At 66.9% G+C, this 20,590-nt stretch carries 20 protein-coding genes; 7 read left to right on the top strand and 13 right to left on the bottom strand.

Annotated features, from left to right (window positions below; genetic code table 11):
• Positions 1–339 precede the first annotated feature (339 nt).
• Genes AC07PZ_RS12345 through AC07PZ_RS12335 form a run of 3 tightly spaced genes read left to right on the top strand, consistent with a single transcriptional unit; the run spans position 340 to position 3,486 of the window.
• Positions 340–1,293, top strand: coding sequence for a dihydrodipicolinate synthase family protein (locus AC07PZ_RS12345; RefSeq protein ID WP_495295378.1), 954 nt, complete (start codon positions 340–342; stop codon positions 1,291–1,293).
• 8 nt (positions 1,294–1,301) lie between these two features.
• Positions 1,302–2,714, top strand: a complete 1,413-nt coding sequence (hydA, locus tag AC07PZ_RS12340; protein WP_495295377.1) for a dihydropyrimidinase — start codon at positions 1,302–1,304, stop codon at positions 2,712–2,714.
• A 1-nt stretch (position 2,715) separates the two neighbouring features.
• On the top strand, positions 2,716–3,486 hold the full coding sequence (locus tag AC07PZ_RS12335; RefSeq protein ID WP_495295376.1) for an HpcH/HpaI aldolase family protein: 771 nt from the start codon (positions 2,716–2,718) through the stop codon (positions 3,484–3,486).
• 3 nt (positions 3,487–3,489) lie between these two features.
• Here the strand turns inward: AC07PZ_RS12335 and AC07PZ_RS12330 are convergent, their stop codons facing one another.
• On the bottom strand, positions 3,490–4,335 hold the full coding sequence (locus tag AC07PZ_RS12330; protein ID WP_495295375.1) for a transporter substrate-binding domain-containing protein: 846 nt from the start codon (positions 4,333–4,335) through the stop codon (positions 3,490–3,492).
• Between the two features lie 208 nt (positions 4,336–4,543).
• On the opposite strand from AC07PZ_RS12330, the gene AC07PZ_RS12325 reads away from it, so the two are divergent.
• On the top strand, positions 4,544–5,512 hold the full coding sequence (locus AC07PZ_RS12325; RefSeq protein WP_495295374.1) for a LysR family transcriptional regulator: 969 nt from the start codon (positions 4,544–4,546) through the stop codon (positions 5,510–5,512).
• Between the two features lie 72 nt (positions 5,513–5,584).
• On the opposite strand, the gene AC07PZ_RS12320 is transcribed toward AC07PZ_RS12325, so the two are convergent.
• The 7 genes from AC07PZ_RS12320 to AC07PZ_RS12290 all read right to left on the bottom strand — a co-directional run bounded on the left by AC07PZ_RS12320 (position 5,585) and on the right by AC07PZ_RS12290 (position 11,859).
• Positions 5,585–6,295, bottom strand: coding sequence for an amino acid ABC transporter permease (locus AC07PZ_RS12320; RefSeq protein WP_495295373.1), 711 nt, complete (start codon positions 6,293–6,295; stop codon positions 5,585–5,587).
• A 34-nt stretch (positions 6,296–6,329) separates the two neighbouring features.
• Positions 6,330–7,169: an ABC transporter substrate-binding protein gene (locus AC07PZ_RS12315; protein WP_495295372.1), complete on the bottom strand. Its 840-nt coding sequence runs from the start codon at positions 7,167–7,169 to the stop codon at positions 6,330–6,332.
• Between the two features lie 75 nt (positions 7,170–7,244).
• Complete coding sequence (locus AC07PZ_RS12310; protein WP_495295371.1) at positions 7,245–7,706, bottom strand: MaoC family dehydratase; 462 nt, start codon at positions 7,704–7,706, stop codon at positions 7,245–7,247.
• Positions 7,703–9,292, bottom strand: a complete 1,590-nt coding sequence (locus tag AC07PZ_RS12305; protein ID WP_495295370.1) for an acyl CoA:acetate/3-ketoacid CoA transferase — start codon at positions 9,290–9,292, stop codon at positions 7,703–7,705. The genes AC07PZ_RS12310 and AC07PZ_RS12305 overlap by 4 nt, the downstream gene beginning before the upstream one ends.
• Before the next feature lie 13 nt (positions 9,293–9,305).
• Entirely contained in the window at positions 9,306–10,448 is a 1,143-nt protein-coding gene (locus AC07PZ_RS12300) for an acyl-CoA dehydrogenase family protein (RefSeq protein WP_495295369.1), read from the bottom strand.
• The gene (locus tag AC07PZ_RS12295; RefSeq protein ID WP_495295368.1) at positions 10,445–10,840 is read right to left on the bottom strand and encodes a tautomerase family protein; all 396 of its coding nucleotides are present in this window, start codon (positions 10,838–10,840) and stop codon (positions 10,445–10,447) included. The genes AC07PZ_RS12300 and AC07PZ_RS12295 overlap by 4 nt, the downstream gene beginning before the upstream one ends.
• Before the next feature lie 8 nt (positions 10,841–10,848).
• A complete protein-coding gene (locus AC07PZ_RS12290) occupies positions 10,849–11,859 on the bottom strand; it encodes a LacI family DNA-binding transcriptional regulator (RefSeq protein WP_495295367.1) in 1,011 nt (336 codons plus the stop codon).
• A 171-nt stretch (positions 11,860–12,030) separates the two neighbouring features.
• On the opposite strand from AC07PZ_RS12290, the gene AC07PZ_RS12285 reads away from it, so the two are divergent.
• The 3 genes from AC07PZ_RS12285 to AC07PZ_RS12275 are packed head-to-tail and all read left to right on the top strand — an operon-like array spanning position 12,031 to position 14,694.
• Positions 12,031–12,972 (top strand): dihydrodipicolinate synthase family protein, encoded by a 942-nt coding sequence (locus tag AC07PZ_RS12285; RefSeq protein WP_495295366.1) that lies wholly within the window; start codon positions 12,031–12,033, stop codon positions 12,970–12,972.
• A 28-nt stretch (positions 12,973–13,000) separates the two neighbouring features.
• Entirely contained in the window at positions 13,001–13,903 is a 903-nt protein-coding gene (locus tag AC07PZ_RS12280) for a dihydrodipicolinate synthase family protein (RefSeq protein WP_495295365.1), read from the top strand.
• Between the two features lie 5 nt (positions 13,904–13,908).
• Entirely contained in the window at positions 13,909–14,694 is a 786-nt protein-coding gene (locus AC07PZ_RS12275; protein ID WP_495295693.1) for an amino acid ABC transporter ATP-binding protein, read from the top strand.
• A gap of 64 nt (positions 14,695–14,758) precedes the next feature.
• Here AC07PZ_RS12275 and AC07PZ_RS12270 read toward each other — a convergent pair whose 3' ends face one another.
• From AC07PZ_RS12270 to AC07PZ_RS12250, 5 genes are all read right to left on the bottom strand, one after another.
• Positions 14,759–15,676: a DMT family transporter gene (locus tag AC07PZ_RS12270; protein ID WP_495295364.1), complete on the bottom strand. Its 918-nt coding sequence runs from the start codon at positions 15,674–15,676 to the stop codon at positions 14,759–14,761.
• A complete protein-coding gene (locus tag AC07PZ_RS12265) occupies positions 15,673–16,992 on the bottom strand; it encodes an MFS transporter (protein WP_495295363.1) in 1,320 nt (439 codons plus the stop codon). Before AC07PZ_RS12265 ends, AC07PZ_RS12270 begins: the two co-directional genes overlap by 4 nt.
• Positions 16,993–17,044: 52 nt before the next feature.
• Entirely contained in the window at positions 17,045–18,910 is a 1,866-nt protein-coding gene (locus AC07PZ_RS12260) for a TRAP transporter large permease (protein WP_495295362.1), read from the bottom strand.
• 16 nt (positions 18,911–18,926) lie between these two features.
• The gene (locus AC07PZ_RS12255; protein ID WP_495295361.1) at positions 18,927–19,937 is read right to left on the bottom strand and encodes a TRAP transporter substrate-binding protein; all 1,011 of its coding nucleotides are present in this window, start codon (positions 19,935–19,937) and stop codon (positions 18,927–18,929) included.
• Positions 19,938–20,031: 94 nt separating this feature from the next.
• Complete coding sequence (locus tag AC07PZ_RS12250) at positions 20,032–20,571, bottom strand: type II 3-dehydroquinate dehydratase (protein ID WP_495295360.1); 540 nt, start codon at positions 20,569–20,571, stop codon at positions 20,032–20,034.
• Positions 20,572–20,590 lie beyond the last annotated feature (19 nt).

Below are 20,590 nucleotides of genomic sequence, written 5' to 3'. Positions count from 1 at the left end.
GCAATGCCCAGGTTCAGTTCGGCGCTGCCTGCTCTTCTAGTGCTTTGGTTCTAATTTCCACACGAATGTCCATGCGCCGGTCAGATACGAATAAGGTGTACTGAGTGCCGTCGGCTAAGGCCGAATCTTTCCAGCTCATGAACCGTGCCCTGGCTCGTTGGCAGCGGCTGTGTCACGCAAGTTGTTCTGGTCGCACAGGCAGCCGCTACCAGCGCACGTACGCAATAGCTCCAGTCGCACCCAAGCTATTCACCACCCTTATAGTCCCACCCCCAAACCGCATTGGCCCACGGGGCAGCGCCCCGCTAAGGTGACCCCAGTCCATCACCCCGCGCCGCCATGCCCCCCGAGTCCTTCGATCATTTCCGCGGCATCCATGCCGCCACCGTCTGCCCGCTGCTCGACGACGGAGGCATCGACGAAGTCACGCTGGCATCGCATCTCTCGGCCGTTTCCCGCGTCGACGGCATCACCGGCCTGCTGATCAACGGCCACGCCGGCGAGAACTTCATGCTGGGCCGCGACGACAAGCGCCGCGTGACCGAGATCGCGCGGCAGGCCTGTCCGGCGCACACGCTGCTCGTGTGCGGCATCAACGCCGAAGACAGCCTCGAAGCGCAGCGCCATGTCGACGACGCCGAAGCCGTCGGCGGCGATGCGGTGCTGGTGTTCCCGCCGTTCTCCTGGGCGCTCTCGCAGGACGCCGACATGGCGGTGCGCCACCACCGCATCGCCACGTCGAACAGCTCGCTGCCGCTGTTTCTCTACCAGGCTGGTGTGCGTGCCGGGTCGCTCGGCTATACCGCCGACGTGCTGGAGCGCCTGGTGCAGTTGCCCAACGTGATCGGCATCAAGGAAGGCAGTTGGGAGGCCGCCGCCTACGAAGCCAACCTGCGCCTGGTGCGCCGCGTGGCGCCCGAAGTGATGGTGATGGCCTCGGGCGACGAGCACCTGCTGACCTGCTTCGCGATCGGCACCGAAGGCAGCCTGGTGAGCCTGGCCTGCGTCACGCCCGAGCTGATCGTCGGGCTCTACCGCGCGATGCAGGCGGGCGATCTCGCCGCGGCGCGCGCGTTCAACGACCGCATCTATCCGCTGGCCAAGGCCATCTACGGCACCGCGCCCGGCGGCCATGCCAATGCGCGGCTGAAGACCTGCTTGAAATTGCTCGGACGCATCCCGAGCGACGCGATGCGTCCGCCGATGGGCCCGCTGCCCGACAGCGAAGTCGCGATGCTGGCGCAGGCATTGAAAGCCGCGGGACTGACCACAACCGACGAATCCGTCGCATGAGCAACACCATGACCAAGACCCTGATCCGCAACGGCCGCATCGTCACGGCCGTCGACGACTACCGCGCCGACATCCTGCTCGAGGACGGCCAGATCGCCGCCATCGGCAAGCGGCTCGACGTCGGCCCCGACACGCCGGTGATCGATGCGGCCGGCCTGCTGGTGCTGCCCGGCGGTGTCGACGTCCACACCCATCTCGACAACACCTTCGGCGACTCGACCACCGCCGACGACTACGAGTCCGGCACGCGCGCTGCGGCCTTTGGCGGCACGACGACGATCATCGACTTCGCCTTCCAGGGCAAGACCGACAGCCCGCTCGACGCCATCGCGCGCACGCAGTCCAAGGCCGCGATCGGCGCCAGCATCGACTACGGCTTCCACGTGATCCTCACGCACGTCGACGACGCCGTGCTGGGCGACATGAAGCACGCGATCCGCCATGAAGGCGTGAGCAGCTTCAAGATGTTCATGGCCTATCCGGGCACGGTGATGGTCGACGACGCGGCCATCTTCCAGGCGATGCGGCTGGTCGGCGAGCACGGCGGCATGGTCGCGCTGCATGCCGAGAACGGCAACGTGATCGAGCTGCTGATCCGTGAGGCGCTGGCGCAGGGCCACACCTCGCCGCGGTACCACGCGCTCACCCGGCCGGCCATTCTGGAAGGCGAGGCGACGCACCGCGGCATCAAGCTGGCCGAGTTGGCCAATGCACCGGTGTATTTCGTGCATCTGTCGGCCAAGGAGGCGCTCAAGCATGTCGTCGAAGCACGCGATGCGGGCATTCCGGTGTTCGCCGAAACCTGTCCGCATTACCTCTTCTTCGACGAGTCGGTGTACGACAGCGACGACTTCTCGATCGCCAAGCATGTGATGACGCCGCCGCTGCGCGACAAGCAGTCCCAAGACGCGCTCTGGACCGCGCTCAAGACCGACGACCTGCAACTCATCTCGACCGACCACTGCCCGTTCTGCATGAAGGAAGGCCACATGGGCCGCGTGCATCAGAAGGAGCACGGCCGACACGACTTCTCGAAGATCCCGAACGGCGCGCCGGGCATCGAGACCCGCATGACGGTGATCTACGACGGCGGTGTGCGCACGAAGCGCATCACGCTCAACCGCTTCGTCGAGCTGACGGCCACCGCGCCGGCCAAGCTGTTCGGCCTGTTCCCGCGCAAGGGCACGATCGCGGTGGGCAGCGACGCCGACATCGTGCTGTTCGACCCGGACGGCGCGCAGACCATCTCGGCGCACACGCACCACAGCAACGTCGACTACAGCCTGTTCGAAGGCAAGCACGTGCATGGCGTGGTGAAGAAGGTGTTCTCGCGCGGCGAGCTGATCGTCGACGGCGCGCAATGGCTCGGCCGGCCGGGGCGCGGCCAGTTCCAGAAGCGCGGCGAAGTCGGAGGCTATTGAATTGATCCGACCGAACACGGCGCGCCGCACGATGCAATCCGGCGGCGCGGTACTCGGCATGGGCGTGCAGCAGGTCGTGGGCGCGGCGGCCGCGGGGCTGGCACGCCGATGCGGCTTCGACTTCTTGTTCATCGACATCGAGCATTCCGCGATCGACGCTACTGCCGCCGCGAACATCTCGGCCGCTGCATTGCCACTGGGCATCGCGCCGCTGGTTCGGGTGCCGGGCAAGAACTCGCCGGACATCGCGCGGCTGCTGGACGGCGGCGCGCAGGGCATCGTGATTCCGCATGTGGACGACGCGGAGGAGGCCGCCGCCGCGGTGCGCGCCTGCAAATACCCGCCGGTCGGCATGCGCTCCTTCTTCGCGCTGCAGCCGCACTTCGATTACGTGCGCCATCCGGCGGCCGAAGCCATGGCCGTCGCCAATGCCGAAATCCTTTGCGTCGTGATGCTGGAGTCGCCGCGTGCCATTGCCAATGCGGCAAGCATTGCGGCTGTGCCTGGCGTGGATGTGTTGATGATCGGCTGCAACGACCTGTCGCTGGAACTCGGCATTCCCGGACAGGTCGACGACCCCGCCATCGAGTCGGCTTGCGATGCGGTGATCAAGGCCTGTGCCCAACACGGCAAGCAACCAGGGCTGGGCGGCGTGGCCGATGCGTCGCTGTTGACGCGACGCATTGCGAGCGGCATGCGTTTCGTGCTGGCCACCAACGACACCGACCTGCTCATCGCCGCCGGCGAAGCGCGGGTGGCGTCGCTTCGCTGATGGTCAGACCGGCCCGGTGCCGCGAATTGCGATGACCTTCTCAGGCAGCTTGGTCATGCCGTATTGGTCGAGGATGCGGTCGTAGGTGCCGTCCTTGATCATGTCGTTGAAGGCCTTGACCACCGCATCGGCGACCGGCTTGGAGCGGAAGCTCATCATCGTCGGCGATGCGCCCTGGGCCGGCAGCAGCATCGTGGCCTGGCCGGCCTTCACGAAGGCACCGCCCGCGTAATTGGGGAATGCGGCGATGTCGAATTGACCGGCGCGCAGTCCGGCCATGACTTCGCTGGCCGTCGGGAACGACAGGATCTTCAGCGACTTGCGTCCCTTGGCGACGTTGTCCTTCTCGCGCTCCTTCAGCCAGCGCTCCTGGTACGAGTCGGCCTCGACGCCGATGCTCATGTCGGTCAACGCGTCGGGCGACGCAACGGTGCGCTTGCTGCCCGGCAGCGCGACGATGTCGATCGCGGCCATCGCGTACGGAATGGTCCACATCACCTTGGAGCGCTCTTCGGTGAAGAACATGCCGGTGTTGATGCCGTCGAAGCGCGCCGCCTTGAGTGCCGGGATCATCGCGGGGAAGTCCATGCGAAGCGTCTCGGCTTTGAGGCACAGGCGCTTGCCGAGCTCGGCCGCGAGTTCGATGTTCATGCCCTTGAGCTCACCGCTCGCGTCGACGAATTGCAATGGCGGCAATGTCGGATTGGTCGACAGCTGGATCTTGCCCTCCGAGATCAGCTCGCTCTTCGGAATGGTCGGTGTGCAGGTCTGGGCGGAAGCGACCATGCCGGAGAGCGGACCGGCCAGCGCGACGATGGCGATCGCGCTGCGCAGAAGAGCAAATTTCATGATGATTCCTGAAAGAAAAAGAAGAACTCGGACACGTGTTTCAAAGGCTCGAAAAGAAAAGAATAACGAGCGCTGCGCAACGCACTCAATTCAGTTGAGGGGGCGGACTATAGGCAGTCGATATACGTCGTGATGGTGCGTGTTGCGCACCGAATCGGCCGCTATCATCAAGTGGCCCGACCCCTTTTTCGGGCATGAATCGACCCCCATGTCCGACCCGCAATTCCGCTCCCTGATCAACCTGCGCCAGCTCGAGGTTCTGCGCGCGGTCATGCGTTGCCGGACCACCATCGGCGCGGCCGAGGAGCTGGGCATGTCGCAGCCCGCGGTGAGCAATGCGATCAAGCTGGCAGAGACCAAGCTGGGCATCGCGCTGTTCGACCGCGTGAGCAACCGCCTGGTCCCCACGGCCGACGCGCAGATCCTGATGGCCGATGCCGAGCCGCTCTTCGTCGTGCACGAGGCGGTCCAGCGCAAGGCCTGGGACCTGCGCACCGGCCGTGCGGGCGTGCTGCGCATCCACGCGACGGCCGAGCTGTCGCAGTACCTCGTGCCGTCGGTGCTCGCGCTCTTCATGGCCGAGCATCCGGACGTGCAGGTCACCATCGAATCGGTGCGCATGGACGCGCTGCTCGAAGGCGTCGAGAGCGGCAGTGCCGACGTCGGCATCGCGATGAAGCCGCCGATGCGCCCCAACCTTGCGCGCGAGGTGTTGGTCGAGGCCGAGATGATGTGCATCACGCCGAGGGGGCATGAACTGGCCGGGCTGCCGGTGCTGACACCCTTCGATTTGCGCGGCCGGCGCATCGTCGGGCCGGGGCCCGCGAGCCCACTCGGCGCGATGATCGCGCAGGCCTTCGAGCGCTCGTCCGACCACTATCACCCCGACATCGAGGCGCGCTTCGCGAACATCGTGAGTCCGCTCGTGGCGCGTGGCCTGGGCATCGGCTTCGTCGACGAGATGACGGCGCGCTATTCCAACCCTTCGAAGGAGCCGGCTTTCGACGTGCACCGTTTCCGGCCGCGCGTCGCGATCCCGGTGTGCGGCCTGTTCGTGCGCGACAAGCCGCGTGCGCGCCTGGCGCAGGCCTTCATGCAGCATGCGCTGCAGTACATGCAGGCGCAGATCGGGCGGCGCGATGACGACGACGACGGTGACGCCGCGCAGCCAACGTAGCCAACGAAAAAGCGCCCGAGGTGGCCGAAGCCATCGTCGGGCGCCATCGTTCATGGCGGGTCGCGGGGGCGGTCAGGCTGGCGTTGCCGCCGTGCGTGCCACCGGCGTCTTCTTCTCGGCTTGTGCGTAGCCCTTGCCGTAGTGCCGTTCGAGGCGGCGTTGCACCACGTCCCACACCGAGGTCAGCACGAGATAGAAGACGGCTGCCACGCAGTACAGCTCCAGCACCTCGAACTTCGCCTGCATCAGCACCTGGCTGCGGCGCATCAGCTCTTCCATCGAGATGACGGACGCGAGCGACGTCGCCTTCAGCAGGCCGTTCACCGAATTGCCGAGCGGCGGAATGATGATGCGGATGACCTGCGGCAGCGTGACCAGCCGCAGCGTGGCGAACTTCGACAGGCTGAGCGCCTTGGCTGCCTCGATCTGCCCCTTGGCGACGGCCGAGAAGCCCGCGCGGATGGTCTCCGACAGGTAGGCCGCCTCATTGAGGCTGAGCGCCAGGATGGCGGAGGTCAGCACATCGAAGCGCACGCCCAGCTGCGGCAGGCCGGTGTAGATGATCACGATCTGCACCAGCAGCGGCGTGCCGCGGAAGACCCAGATGTAGAACTTGGCCGGCGCCCGCAGCAGCTTGTTGGTGGACATGCTCGCCAGCGCCAGCGGCAGCGCGAGGGCCAGGCCGATGAGGATCGTGGCGATCGTCAGCCCGATCGTGATCCCGACCCCACCGAGCAGGTAGGGGTTGACCAGGTAGGACAGGAATGCATCGACGTTGAACACGGCCCGGATTTCCTTCTTGCTCTATCTGTGCCGCTTACTTCGGCGCCGGGCCGGGGCCGCGGATGGCGAAGGTCGTGTCTTTCAGACGGGTCATCTTGAACTTGTCGAACAGCTTGTCGTAGGTGCCGTCGGCCTTCAGTTCGTTCAGCGCCGCGGCGGCGGCCGTGGCCGTCGTCTTGTCGCGGTAGGTCACGGTGATGTCCGTGCCGTTGATGCCGCTCAGCCAGATCTTCGCGATGCCGCGTTCGGCGAAGGCGATGGCGGTCTCGTCGATGTTGATGCCGGCTTCGAGCTGGCCGGCACGCAGGGCGGCCGTGGTTTCCGAGGCGGTGGAGAAGGTGCGGAAGTCGATCGCCTTCAACCCGCGCGCGACCATGTCGGCGTTGTATTCGCGGGACTTGCGTTCCTGGTAGGTGCCGGTCTCGATGCCGACGACGTGGCCTGCCAGGTCATCGAACTTGGTGATCTTCAGCGTGCTGTTGGGCACGGTGTAGATGCTCATCGCCTGCTGGCCGTACGGGATCATGAACATCAGCTTGGAGCGCTCTTCCGTCCAGAACATGCCGGTGTTGATCATGTCGAAGCGGCCGGCCTGCAGCGCGGGAATCATCGGCGGCATGTCCATGCGCAGGAAGACCGGTTCGAGGCACAGCTTCTTCGCGATCGCCTTGCCGAGTTCGACGTTCAGGCCTTGCAGTTCGCCCTTCTCGTCGACGAACTGCTGCGGCGGCAGCGTGGGGTTGATCGACATCTGCAGCTTGCCTGCGGTGACGAGGTGTTCTGCGCCCACCTTGGGTGTGCAGGTCTGGGCCAGGGCCGAAGCCGAGAACGCGGCGCCGATGAAGAGCGCAAGAGCCAGTTTGGTGAGTTGCATGATGTGCTTTCGTGAGACGGAGGTTGGGAAGGACGGCGGAAAACGGGTCGGAAGGTGAAAGTGAAGGTGAAGGGTTCAGGCCTCGGGCCGGCATGCCAGCAGCGCGCTGTGCTGCGCCTCGATGACGCATTCGTCGCGCTGGTTCAGCAGGCGCAGCGACTCGATGACGATGCCGCGGCCGGGACGCGATGACGTGCGCTTCTCGGTTAATTCGAAGCTCACGCGCACCGTGTCGCCGGCAATCACCGGTCGCAAGAAACGAACCCGGTCCCAGCCGAGCGATGCGATCGAGCTGTTCTGATAGAGCTTCAGCTCGGTCTTGAGCCCTTCCATCAGCGCCAGGCCGTAGAGACCGTGTGCAATGACGCCGCCGAAGCCGCGCGACGACGCATAGTCCGCGTCGGTGTGCAGCGGATGGTGGTCGCGCGTCAGGTCGCAGAAGTGCGCGATGTCGGCGGCCGTGATCGCATGCGGCTCGGTCGTGAAGGTGGTGCCGACGACCACGTCGTCGAAATAGATGTCGTGGGTGTCGCTCATGCTGCAGGTACCTCGATATGCCGTGGGGACTGGGCCATGAAGGCATCGCGCATGCCCATCGGTCCGAGCCGGAAGATGCGCGCGTCCATGGTCTTCAGCGCGTCGCTGATGCGGATCGGGAAGCCGATCTGGTCAAGCACGTCTTCCTGCAGCCGCACGCCCGGGGCGATCTCGGTCAGCACGATGCCGTCGGCCTCCATCTCGAACACGGCGCGGTCGGTGATGAAGGTCACGCGTTGCCCGCGCTCGCGCGCCAGGTGGCCGGAGAAACTGATCTGGTCGACCTCGGGCACGAACTTCTTGAACTTGCCGTCGCGGCGGATCGCTAGCCCGCCGTCGGCCACGCCGATGTCGAATTCGCCACCGGTCAGCGAGCCGTTGAACACCAGCCGCTGGGTGTTCTGCGTGATGTTGATGAAGCCGCCGGCGCCGTCGTAGCGCTTGCCGAAGCGGGTGACGTTGACGTTGCCGTGCCGGTCGACCTGCGCGAAGGACAGGAAGGCGCAACTCAGGCCGCCGCCGTCGTAGAAGTCGAACTGGTAGGACTGGTCGAGGATGACCCGCGGATTCACCGAGGTGCCGAATTCGCGCGCATGGCCCGGCACGCCGCCGACCGCGCCCGACTCGACGGTGAGCGTGATCATCTCGTCGATGCCTTCCTCGGCCGCGACGTTCGGGATCATGGCCGAGATGCCGACGCCGAGGTTCACCACGTCCCGCGGACGCAGCTCGAAGGCGGCGCGGCGTGCGACCACGCGGCGCGCGTCGAGGCGGTCGGGCGGAATGCTCGAACTCGGCACGATGGTCTCGCCGCAGCGCGCGGGGTCGTACTGCGTCGTGTACGTCTGCATCTGGTCGGGCTGCACGACGAAGTGGTCGATCAGGAAGCCCGGGATCTTCACCATGTGCGGGTTCAGCGTGCCGCGCTTGACGAGGCGCTTGACCTGGCAGATCACGGTGCCGCCGGCGTTGTGCACGGCCTGCGCCATCGACAGGTCTTCGCGCGCGGTGGCCTCGTGTTCCATGCTGACGTAGCCGTCCTCGTCTGCCGAGGTGCCGCGGATCAAGGCGACCGACGGCACGCCCGGCGCACGGTAGAACAGGTAGTCCTTGCCGCCGATGTTGACGAGTTCGACCAGCTTCTCGGTCGTGCGTTCGTTCATGCGGCCGCCGTCCTGGCGCGGGTCCATGTAGGTTTCCAGGCCCACGTGCGTCAGCACGCCGGGCTGGCGGCCGGCCATCGCGCGGCACATGTGCGTCATCACGCCCTGCGGGAAGTTGTAGGCCTCGAGTTCCTGGTCGAGCACCAGCTTCATGAAGGGCAGCTGCATGCCGAAGTTGCCCCCGATCACGCGCTGCACCAGGCCCTTGTGCGCGAAGTGGCACAGGCCCTTCTCGGTCAGCGCACCGACGCCGGTGATGTGGAAGAGGGTGATGCCGTGCGGGCCGTCGCCGGCCAGGAAGCGGCGCTCGACGGCCTCGAACACCGCCTCGGGCACGCCCGAACCGCCGTTGCCGCCGGCCAGCACCATGTCGCCGTCCTTCAGCAGGGCGGCGGCTTCGTCGGGGGTGATGCAGTGGATCATGGTCGACGTCTCCTCAGGCCAGTTCTTTCTCGACCTGCTTCGAGATGATCAGGCGCTGGATCTGGTTGGTGCCTTCGTAGATCTGCGCCAGGCGCACGTCGCGGAAGATGCGTTCGATGCGGTAGTCGCGCGAATAGCCGTTGCCGCCATGCACCTGCAGGGCGTTCGACACATGCTTCATCGCCATGTCGGTGGTGAACAGCTTGGCCTGCGCCGCTTCCTTGGCGTAGGACAGGCCGGCGTCGAACACGCGCGACGCGTGGTGGATGAGCAGGCGCGCGGCGGCGATGTCGGTCGACATGTCGGCCACCATGAACTGGATGGCCTGGAAGTTGATGATCGGCTCGCCGAACTGCTTGCGCGTGGTGGCGTAGGCCACCGCGTCTTCCATGGCGGCCTGCGCCATGCCCAGCGCCATCGACGACATCAGCAGGCGGCTGAAGTTGAAGTTGCCCATGGCCGTCTTGAAGGCCTGGTTCTCGGCGCCGATCAGCGCGGTCTTGGGCACGTGCACGTCCTGCAGCACGATCTGGCAGTCTTCCAGGCCGTGCATGCCCAGCAGTTCCTCGTTCTTGCCGCGGCTCACGCCGGGCGACGATGCGTCGACCAGGAAGCAGCTGATCGACCGGTGGCCGGCGTCCTTGCCGGTGCGCGCGAAGACCATGATGCGGTCGGCCACGCCGCCGAGCGTGACCCAGGCCTTGGTGCCGTTGAGCACCCAGCCGTCATCGGTCGCACGCGCGGTGGTCTGGATGCTGGCGGCGTCGGAGCCGAAGTCGGGTTCGGTCATGGCCGTGGCGAACACGATCGAGCCGTCGAGGATGCCGGGGATCAGCGCCTTCTGCGATTCGTTGCCGTGGTGATGCAGGAACAGGGCGGCCTCCACGGGAATGGCGAAGGCATTGCCGACGGCGGCCGAGCAGCGCGCCAGTTCTTCCATCACCAGGCAGACGCTGACGGTGTCCAGGGCCGAGCCGCCCGACGATTCGGGCAGGCTGATGCCGAACAGGCCGAGCTCGGCCATGCCGCGGTACAGCGTGCGGTCGAAGGTGTCTTCGCGGTCGATCGCGGCGGCGCGCGGCAGGATCTCGTTCTCGGCGAAACGGCGCGCGGTGTCGCGCACCGAGATCTGGTCTTCGGTAAGGAAATGGGTCATGGTGCAGTGGAGGTTTCGATGACTTCGTCGCTGGCCAGGTGGCCTTCGTGCGCGACCTCGTCGCGTTCGCGGTCGATGAAGTAGATGGCGACGTTGTGGGCCGGCGTGTCGAAGCAGGCGGCGATGGCCGGCGTCATGGCTTCGGCCACGGCCCGGCGCTGGTTGGCGCTGCGCCGGTAGGCGTGCAACTTGACGAACACGCGGGCACCGGACGGCGGCAGGCCGAATTCGCCGGCATGCGCATAGTCCTCGGTGCCGACCGGCACGAAATAGATCGTCACGGTCGACGGCGTGACGTCGAAGCCGCGCACGATGCCGTCGGTGACGGTCTGGGTCAGTTGGCGTTTTCGGGTAGCGGCGGCGCTGGGCGCCAGGATCTCGACGTAAGGCATGCGATTCTTCAGAAAGTGGGCAGGGCCCGGCAGGAGGCGCGCTCGACGAGCCGCGAGCCGATGCGGTATTCGCGCCCGCTGTTGGCGACGCCGCCGAGGCGGGACATGAGACGGTCGACCGCGAGGTTGGCCATGTCGGCCGCGCCGCTGTCGACCACGCTGATCGCGGGGCGCTGCCACTCGAACCACGGCGAGTCTTCGTAGAAGAGCACCGAGAGGTCCGACGGAACCGACAGGCCGCGCTCTGAAATCACGCGCAGCACGCCGACCGAGGATTCGTGGTTCGCCACGAAGATCGCCGAGGGCGGCGAGGCGAGCGACAGCAGGCTGTTGGCACCGGCCACGCCGGTTTCCGGCAGGTAGCGGCCGCGGTGGATGAGCCCGGGTTCGACGGTCAGGCCCGCTTCCTGCATGGCCCGGGTGTAACCCGCCAGACGTTCCTTGCCGGATGTCGTGTCGCCAGGCCCAACGATGAGTCCGATCCGCCGATGACCCAGTCCCAGCAGATGCTGCGTTCCGGCGTAGGCGCCTTCCATGTCGGCGGCCAGGATCGATTCGAGCGAGGCGCCGGCAACGCGGCGCACCGCGCAGATGACCGGGATGTCGCTGTGTTCCATGGCCAGCAGCTGGGCGCCGTTGCTGCCGGTCGGCACGGCGATCAGCCCGTCGACGCTGTGGTCGACGAGCGTCTTGAGGATCTCGCGCTCCTGGTCGGCATCGTCGTTGCTGATGCTCAGGATGACCTGGTAGCCGAGCGCCTGCATGCGCGCCTGCACGACCGAGGCGAGCACGCGGAAGGACGCGTTCTCGAGGTTGTGGACGGTCAGGCCGATGAGGCGCGACTTGCGCGTCTTGAGTGCGCGGGCCACCGTATTGGTGCGGTAGCCGATGGCCGCGGCGACCTGGACCACGTGCTTCTGCGTGGCCTGGTTGATCAGGCTGGAACCCGCCAGCGCCCGCGAGGCGGTGGCGATGGACACGTCGGCGGCACGCGCCACGTCGCGCAACGTGACCGTCACTGGGTGACCTCGGCGATGAAAATTATTGCAAACGATTGCATAAGCGGAATGTAGGGCCTGTGCGAATGGTTGGTCAACAATCTGTCATGAATAATCCGGTGGAACTGACGGTTATTTGCAAACGATTGCATTGATGTTGCATACTCGCCGGCACTTATCCGATCGAGTCCCATGACATTTCCCGTTTCCGGCGTGGGCGGCATCTGGCCCGCCACACTCACCCCTTTCACGCCCGCTGGCGCCATCGACGACGCGGCGCTCGCTGCGCATGTCCGCGAGATCGCATCGACGCGTGGCGTCCGCGCCGTGGTGGTCAACGGCCATGCCGGCGAGACCTCGTCGCTCAACCGCGCGGAGCGGGCGCACGTCGTGCGCATGGCGGTCGCCGCCGCCGGTTCGGTGCCGGTGGTGGCCGGCGTGGTCGCCGAGGACCCGCGCGACGCCCGTGCGCTGGCGGTCGATGCGGCCGAAGCGGGCGCATCGGCCCTGCTGTTGTTTCCGCCAGCCATGTTCGGCAGCGGCGCGGCGCTGCGGCCCGAAATGATCCTGCGCTACGTCAAGGACGTGGCCAGCGCGTCGTCGCTGCCCATCGTGCTGTTCCAGCTGTCGCGCGCGTCGAACCAGGCCTTCTCGGTGGACATGCTGGTGCGGCTGTGCAACGAGGTGCCGGAGATCGTCGCGATCAAGGACGGCAGCGACGTGCCCGAGCTGTACGAAGACAGCCTGCGCGCCCTGCGCCGGCTGGATCGCCCGGTGACCATGCTGTCCAGCAACAACGGCTGGCTCTTCGCGTCGCTCACCTACGGTGCCGACGGCATCCTGTCGGGCATCGGCAGCGTGGTGGCGCCGCTGCTGGTCGAAATGCACGAAGCCGTCGCGGCCGGCAGGCTCGATGCCGCGCGTGCCGTGAACGACCGGCTCGTGCCCCTGTGCCGCGTGTTCTATCGCGCGCCGTACCTCGACATCCACAACCGCATGAAGACCGCGCTGCACCTGCTCGGCCGCCTGTCGCATCCGGCGCCGCGGCTGCCGCTGCTGCCGGTGAGCGACGACGAAACCCAGCGCATCCGCGCCGCGCTGGTCGCTGCCGGCCTGCTCGACAACGCCCGCTGATCACCACCGACCACCCGACATCACCGACATGAAAGATTTCCGCGGCACCTACACCATCATGGTCACGCCCTTCGACGCCGAAGGCGCCGTCGACGTGCCCGCGCTCGAGCGCTATGTCGACTGGCAGATCGAATCGGGCATCCACGGGCTGATCCCGCTGGGCTCGACCGGCGAGTTCCTGTCGATGACCGACGACGAGATCGAGCTGGTCGCCAGGACCGTGATCGACCGCAGCGCCGGCCGCGTGCCGGTGATCATCGGCACCACGGCCGAAGACACCCGCGTCGCCGCCCGCAAGAGCCGCATGGCCGAGTCGCTGGGCGCCGATGGCGTGATGGTGCTGCCGCCGTTCTATTGCACGCCGACCGACGACGAGCTGTACGAGCACTACAAGGTCATCTCGGACGCGATCGGCATTCCGATCATGGTCTACAACAACCCGGCGGTGACCAACGTCGACCTGAAGCCCAGGCTGGTCGCGCGGCTCTCGGAGATCGACAACTGCCGCTACATCAAGGAGTCGACGCTCGAGGTGACCCGCGTGCGCGACATCATGCGGCTGTCGGACGGCCGCATGAACGTGTTCGGCGGCATCATGGGCTTCGAGTCCTATGTCGAGGGCGCGGTCGGCTGGGCGGCGGTGCCGTCGAACGGCGCGCCGGCCGAGATGGCGCGGCTCTACGACCTGGTGATGGCCGGCGAGCTGGCGCAGGCGCGCGCGCTGTCGTTCAAGTACTTCCCGATGATCGATTTCGTGGCCGGCCAGTCGTACGTGGCCGGCACCAAGGCGATGCTCACGGCCATGGGCCTGCCCGTCGGCGGGCCGCGTCCGCCACGGCTGCCGCTCGGCCCCGAAGGCATCGCCGCCGCTCAACGCCTGGTCGACGAACTCGGCCTGAAGATCGCCCAACCCGCTGAAGGATCGCCATGACTGCCATGAACGCTGCGCAAACGACGACGCCCGTCACCGACGACCCTGCGACGGGCCCCGAGCTGGTCATCCGCATGGTGAACGTGCAGAAGTGGTACGGCGACTTCCAGGTCCTGCGCGACATCAACCTCGAAGTGCGGCGCGGCGAGCGCATCGTGATCTGCGGCCCGTCGGGCTCGGGCAAGTCGACGCTGCTGCGCTGCATCAACCGGCTCGAAGAACACCAGCAGGGCCACATCGTCGTCAACCGCGTCGAGCTCACCAACGACATGCGCCGCATCGACGCGGTGCGCCGCGACGTGGGCATGGTGTTCCAGCACTTCAACCTGTTCCCGCACCTGACGATCCTCGAGAACTGCACGCTCGCGCCGATCTGGAGCAAGAAGTACACGCCGAAGGAAGCCAAGGAGGTCGCGATGGGCTACCTGACGAAGGTGAAGATCCCCGACCAGGCCAACAAGTACCCGTCGCAACTGTCCGGCGGCCAGCAGCAGCGCGTGGCCATCGCGCGTGCGCTGTGCATGAGCCCCAAGGTCATGCTGTTCGACGAGCCCACGTCGGCACTCGACCCCGAGATGGTGAAGGAAGTGCTCGACACGATGGTGTCGCTCGCGGAAGACGGCACCACCATGCTGTCGGTCACGCACGAGATGGGCTTTGCGCGGCAGGTCGCCAACCGCGTGATCTTCATGGACCAGGGCACCATCGTCGAAGAGGCGCCGCCGGCGGAGTTCTTCGGCAATCCGAAGCACGCGCGCACGCGACTCTTCCTGAGCCAGCTTCTGCACTGAGCGGCGAACGCCCGGGAGCCCGAGCCCAACGAGCCTGCGCGGCCCGATCGGCCGTCGGGCCGGCTCAGACGGCTTCGCTCGCGACGCTGCGCTTCCAGGTTGCGAGCGCGAGCCCGCCCAGCACCAGCGCGCCGCCGACCATGTGGAAGACCTCGAGCCGTTCACCCAGGACGACGTAGGCCGCGACGGCTGCGAACAGCGGCGCCATGTACAGGCTGGTGGCCGCGCGCGCGGAGCCGAGAATCTGCTGGGCTCGCCCGTAGGCCCAGTACGCGATCACGCCGGGGAAGAGCGCCGAGACCACGACCAGCAGCGTGGCCTGCCGCGACCAGGCGGTCAGGCCCGGCGTCGAATGCTCCCAGATCGCGAACGGCAGCAGCACGCAGGAGCCGGCGAAGCTCGTGACGGCCACGCGCGCGAAGGTCGACAGCGTGCTCGGCCAGATCCGCAACAGCAGCGAGTAGGCCGCCCAGCCGAGCGTGGCGCACACGATCCACAGGTCGCCGGACGAGAGATGCACGCCCGCCAGCGAATTCCAATGGCCTTTGACCGTCACGTGAACCACGCCGACCAGCGACAGCACCGTGCCGGCCAGCCTGGCGCCCGTCATCCGTTCGCCCAGCCAGAGCACCGAACCGATCAGGATGAGCACGGGCGCGGCGGCGTAGATCAGCGCGATGTTCATCGTGCTCGTGCTGCGGCCGGCGATGTACACCCAGGCGCCGCACACCAGCATGCCGAGCGCGCCGAGCACCAGGTAGCGAAGCCAGTCGCGCTGGATCTCGGCCCGGCGGGCCCACAGCTCGCGGTGCGTGGCGACGCAGAGGATGGCGCTGGCCAGGGCCCAGCGTCCCAGCGCCAGCGTGTGCGGTGCGATGACGCCGGGCGCCACGCGGGCGACGATGTAGTTCATCGACCACATCGTGGGCACCAGGATGAGAAGCGCGTACGCCAGACGCGTTTCCCGCGCGCTGAAGCTCATGGCTGGCGCGGGGCGGCCGGTGCCGATGCGCTGCGGCCTTCGCGGCTCATCAGTGCGCACACCAGGCCCAGCACGCCGAGCAGCATCACGTAGCCCGAGATCAGCACCGTGTTGCCGGTCCAGGCGAAGAACAGCGTGGCGAGGAAGGGCACGGACCCGCCGACCACCGTGGTCGGAATCGCCTGGCTCAGCGCCACGCCGGTGTAGCGCACCGACACGTCGTAGCGGGACGAGAACAGCGCCGCCTGGGGCGCCTGGATCGCCGCGTGGATCACGGCCAGCGCGATGGCCATGGCCACGAAGGTGGCGAACACAGACCCCGAGTTCAGCAGCGAGAAATAGAAGTAGCTGAAGACGACAGTCACGGCGCAACCGAAGGCGATCACGGCGGCGGGGCTGGTCTTGTCGGCGATCCATCCGAAGAGCGGGATGGTGAAGAGGTAGATGGCGGCGGCGAGCATCAGGACATTGAGAAGGGCTGCGCGGTCCATGCCGAGCCGGCTGGTCGCGTAGGACAGCGTGTAGGTGCTGACGATGAAGAATACCGCGTTGCCCGGTGCGGCCATGCCGAAGGCCTTGGCCAGGTCCTTCCAGTTGTGCTGCAGCACGGTGGCGATCGGCGCGCGTGGCAGGGCCTTGGCCGCCAGGCGCATCTCCTGGAACTCGGGCGACTCGTCGATGCCGCGGCGGATCCAGTAGGCCACGCCGAGCAGCAGCACACTGGCGATGAAGGGCAGGCGCCAGCCCCACACCAGGAACTGGTCGCCCGAGATCAGCGCGCTCAGGCTGGTGATGCCGGTCGCGAGGATCAGCCCGCCCGGCGCGCCCATCTGCACGACGCTGCCCATGACGCCCTTGCGGCCCGGCGCCGCGTTTTCCACCAGCATCAGCGCCGCGCCGCCCCATTCGCCGCCCAGCGCGAGCCCCTGCAGGATGCGCAGGGCGGTCAGCAGGATCGGTGCGAACAGGCCGACGGATTCGAAGGAGGGCACGAGGCCGATGCCCACGGTCGAGCCGCCCATCATGCTCAGCGAGATGATCAGCGTCGTGCGGCGCCCGAGCTTGTCGCCCCAGTAGCCGAACAGCACGCTGCCCAGCGGTCGCGCCAGGAACCCGACGGCGAAGGTGGCGAAGGCCGCGAGCGTGCCTGCGAGCTCGCTGTAGCCCGGGAAGAACAGCTGCTTGAAGACCAGCGCCGCCATCGTCCCGTAGATGAAGAAGTCGTAGAACTCCAGCGTCGTCCCGGCGAAGCTCGCGAAGATGATGCGGACCGGCTGCTTGCGGCGGGGCGACGAACTGGAACGGCTGCTTGGCATCTGTAACCCGACAAGGCGTGCGCCCCCCGGGCGCACTTGAAACGAAAGACGGCTACTTCAGGAAGCCGGTGGAGAACCACGGGAACGCGGTCACGATGACCAGCCCGATGAACAGCGCGACCATGTAGCCGATGATGGGCTTCATGCCCTCGTCGGGGTGGATGCGGCTGATCGCGCAGGCGGCGTAGTAGCCCACGCCGAACGGCGGTGCGAACAGGCCGAGGCCCATCGACAGCACGACGACCATCGCGTAGTGGATGTCGTTGATGCCCAGCTTGTGCGCGATCGGGAACATCAGCGGACCGAAGAGCACGATCGCTGGAATCCCCTCGAGCAGGCTGCCGAGGATGATGAATGCCAGCACCGACACCGCCAGGAAGGTGGTTCCGCCGCCCGGCAGCGCGCCCATGAAGTCCGCCAGCGCGTTCGAGAACCCGGATTGCGTCAGCGCCCAGGCCATCGCCGTGGCCGCGCCGATGATCAGCAGGATCGCGCCCGACAGCGATGCCGTGTCGACGAGCATCGGCCGCAGCCGGCGCCAGTCGAACTGCCGGTAGACGAACAGGCCCATGACGACGGCGTAGGCGATGCCGATGGTCGAGACCTCGGTCGCCGTCGCCACGCCTTCGATCACCGCGGCGCGGATGACGAAGGGCAGCGCGATGGCCGGCAGCGCGATCAGCAGCGAACGGCCGATCTCGCGTGCGTTCGCACGCTTCACGCCTTCGAGGCTCTCGCCGCGATGGCGCCACCAGACGACCAGGCACAGCCCCGCACCGAGGACCACGGCAGGCAGCAGCCCGCCGATGAACAGCGCCGAGATCGACAGGCCGGTCACGGAGCCGATCGTGATCAGCACGATGCTCGGCGGAACCGTCTCGGTCTGGGCGCCGGTCGCCGACAGCAGGGCGACGAGGTCGCCGCGCTTGGCTCCGCGCTTCTCCATCTCGGGGAAGAGCACGGGTGCAACCGCGGCCATGTCGGCCGCCTTGGCGCCCGAGATGCCCGACACCAGGTACATCGCCCCGACCAGCACGTAGCTCAGGCCGCCGCGGACGTGGCCGAGCAGGCTCGCCAGGAAGCGCACCATCGCGCGCGCCATGCCCGTCATCTCGATCAGCAGGCCGAGGAACACGAACAGCGGAACCGCCAGCAGGATCAGGTGCGACATGCCTTCGTCCATGCGGCTCACGACCACCGTGAGCGGCATGGTCGTCGCCACGGCCAGGTAGCCGAAGGTGGCGAGGCCGAAGCAGAACGCGATCGGCACGCCCGACAGCACGGTGCCCGCCACGACGATCACGAAGAAAATCACGAGGTTGAAGTTGCCCAGGCCCTTGAGCAGGGGCTGCAGCAACCACATGACGGCGCAGATCGCGACCACGCCGCCGATGGCCTTGGCGACCAGCCTGGCATCGGCGACCTGCACCAGCCGGATCAGCGCGGTCACGATCATCAGCGCGATGCCCACGGGCAACGCGGCGGCGCGCCACGAGTTGGCGATCTCCAGCGCCGGCGTGGTGATGAACGCCTCGTCGGCCGCGTACTCGTACGACGGCACCATCATCAGCACCAGGAAGGCCAGGGCCGCGGCGATGGCGATCACGTCGAACAGCGCGCGCCGAGGCGGCGTGAGTCCGCTGACCATGGCGGTCATGCGCATGTGCTCGCCGCGCCGGAACGCGACCACCGCGCCCAGCATGGCCAGCCAGAGGAACAGGATCGAGGCGAGCTCGTCCGACCAGATCACCGGGCGGTGCAGCAGGTAGCGGCAGACGACGCCGGTGAGCAGCACGATCACCTCGGTCAGCACCAGCAGGCCGGCGGGAATCTCGACCAGGATGCCGAGCCATCGGTCGATCGTTGCCAGGGCGCCGCCTTCCCGGCGCGGACTTCCCTGAAGTGTGTGTTCTTGCATGGCGGGTCCGCTGTACTCAGCTCAGGTTGCCGGCGTACTTCTCGAGCAGCGTCCAGGCTTCGGCGCCGAACTTCTCCTTCCAGTCGGCGTAGTAGCCGGCCTGCTTGAGCTTCTCGCGGAACGGCGTCACGTCGATCTCGTTGAACTTCATGCCCTTGGCGCTCAGGCTCTGGCGCAGCATGCTGTCCTGCTTGGCCATGTCCTCGCGCTGGTCGAGTGCGGAACGGTCGAAGTGCTTGGTCACGATGGCCTGCACGTCGGCCGGCATGCGACCGAACGAGCGGCGGTTGCCGAGCACCCAGTAGCCGTCCCACATGTGGTTCGTCAGCGTGCAGAACTGCTGGACTTCATAGAGGCGGTTGGTCTCGAGGATCACCAGCGGGTTCTCCTGGCCGTTCACCACCTTGGTCTGCAGCGACGTGTAGAGCTCCGCGAAGTTGATCGCGGTCGGGCTCGCACCGAAGCCCTTGAAGAGCGACACCCACATCGGGCTCGCCGGCACGCGGATCTTGAAGTTGTCGAAGTCGGCGGGCGTGCGGATCGGGCCGGTGCTGCTCGTGACCTGCCGGAAGCCGCTGGTCCAGATGTGGGGCATGGTGATCAGGCCGGCCTTCTCGATCTGCTTGCGCAGGTAGGCGCCGACGTCGCCGTCGAGCGCCTTGAGCGCGGTGGCCGTGTCCTTGAAGGCGAAGCCCACACCCGGCAGCGCCGAGGCCGGAACCAGCGGCGCGACCAGCTGCGTGGAGTACATGAAGAAGTCGAGCGCACCGGAGCGCAGCTGGTTCAGCATGTCGGGGCCGCCGCCGAGCTGGTTGTTCGGGAAGAGCTTGATGTCGACGCGACCGCCGGTTTCTTCCTTGATGCGCGCCGCGGCTTCCAGCGTGCGCACGTTGCAGGGGTGGGTTGCGGGCGTGTCGCTCGCGATCTTGAATTCGTACTCGGCGGCCTGCGCGAAGCGGGGCAGCAGCACGGTGCCGGCGAGGGCGGCGGAGCCGGAAAGGATGTGGCGACGATTCAGTTGTCTCATGATTGATTTCTCCAGGACTGCAAACACGCAGGGGGTTAGATGTGCCGCCCGGATCGGCGGGCGGCACTCGGTGAACGGGTCAGTTCAGGTCAGGTCAGGCCGCGCTGGCCGCCTGGCCGAGGAAGCCGTCGTCGTCCAGTGCCAGCACCATGGCCGTGAGCGCGCCGATGTAGCTGTACTGGCGCATGCCCATGCACATGCCGGTGGCCGTGTGGGTGAAGCTCGACCGGATGCTGCCGCCGCCGAGGCCGCGGGACCCGCCGGCACCGGCGCTGATGTTGGCGAAGTGCACTTCGATCACGGGGCGGCCGGTGTCCTCGAGGGCATGGCGCACGCCTTCGCCGACCGTGGTGAGGCCGGCCGGATTGATGATGTAGCCGTCCACGCGTTCGGCCGACGCGTGGATGTATTCCAGGATGTCGCCCTGGTGGTTGGACGAGAAGGCTTCGACGTCGACGCCGAGCCGCTCGCCGAAGCCGGCGACGTAGGCCTTCAGTTCGTCGAGCGAACCGATCTTTCCGTAGACCTTCTTGCTGCGTGCGCCGAGGTTGGACATGTTCGGGCCGTCGATCACCGCGATGCGATGGCGCCGGGCGGTCTCGCGCTGGATCTGTGCCGTGTGCGTGTTGCTCATCTGTTGTCTCCTGATGGGT

It is taken from the genome of Variovorax sp. GW821-FHT10B04 (genome assembly GCF_059415645.1).
This window is presented reverse-complemented; position numbering and strand designations above follow the sequence as displayed.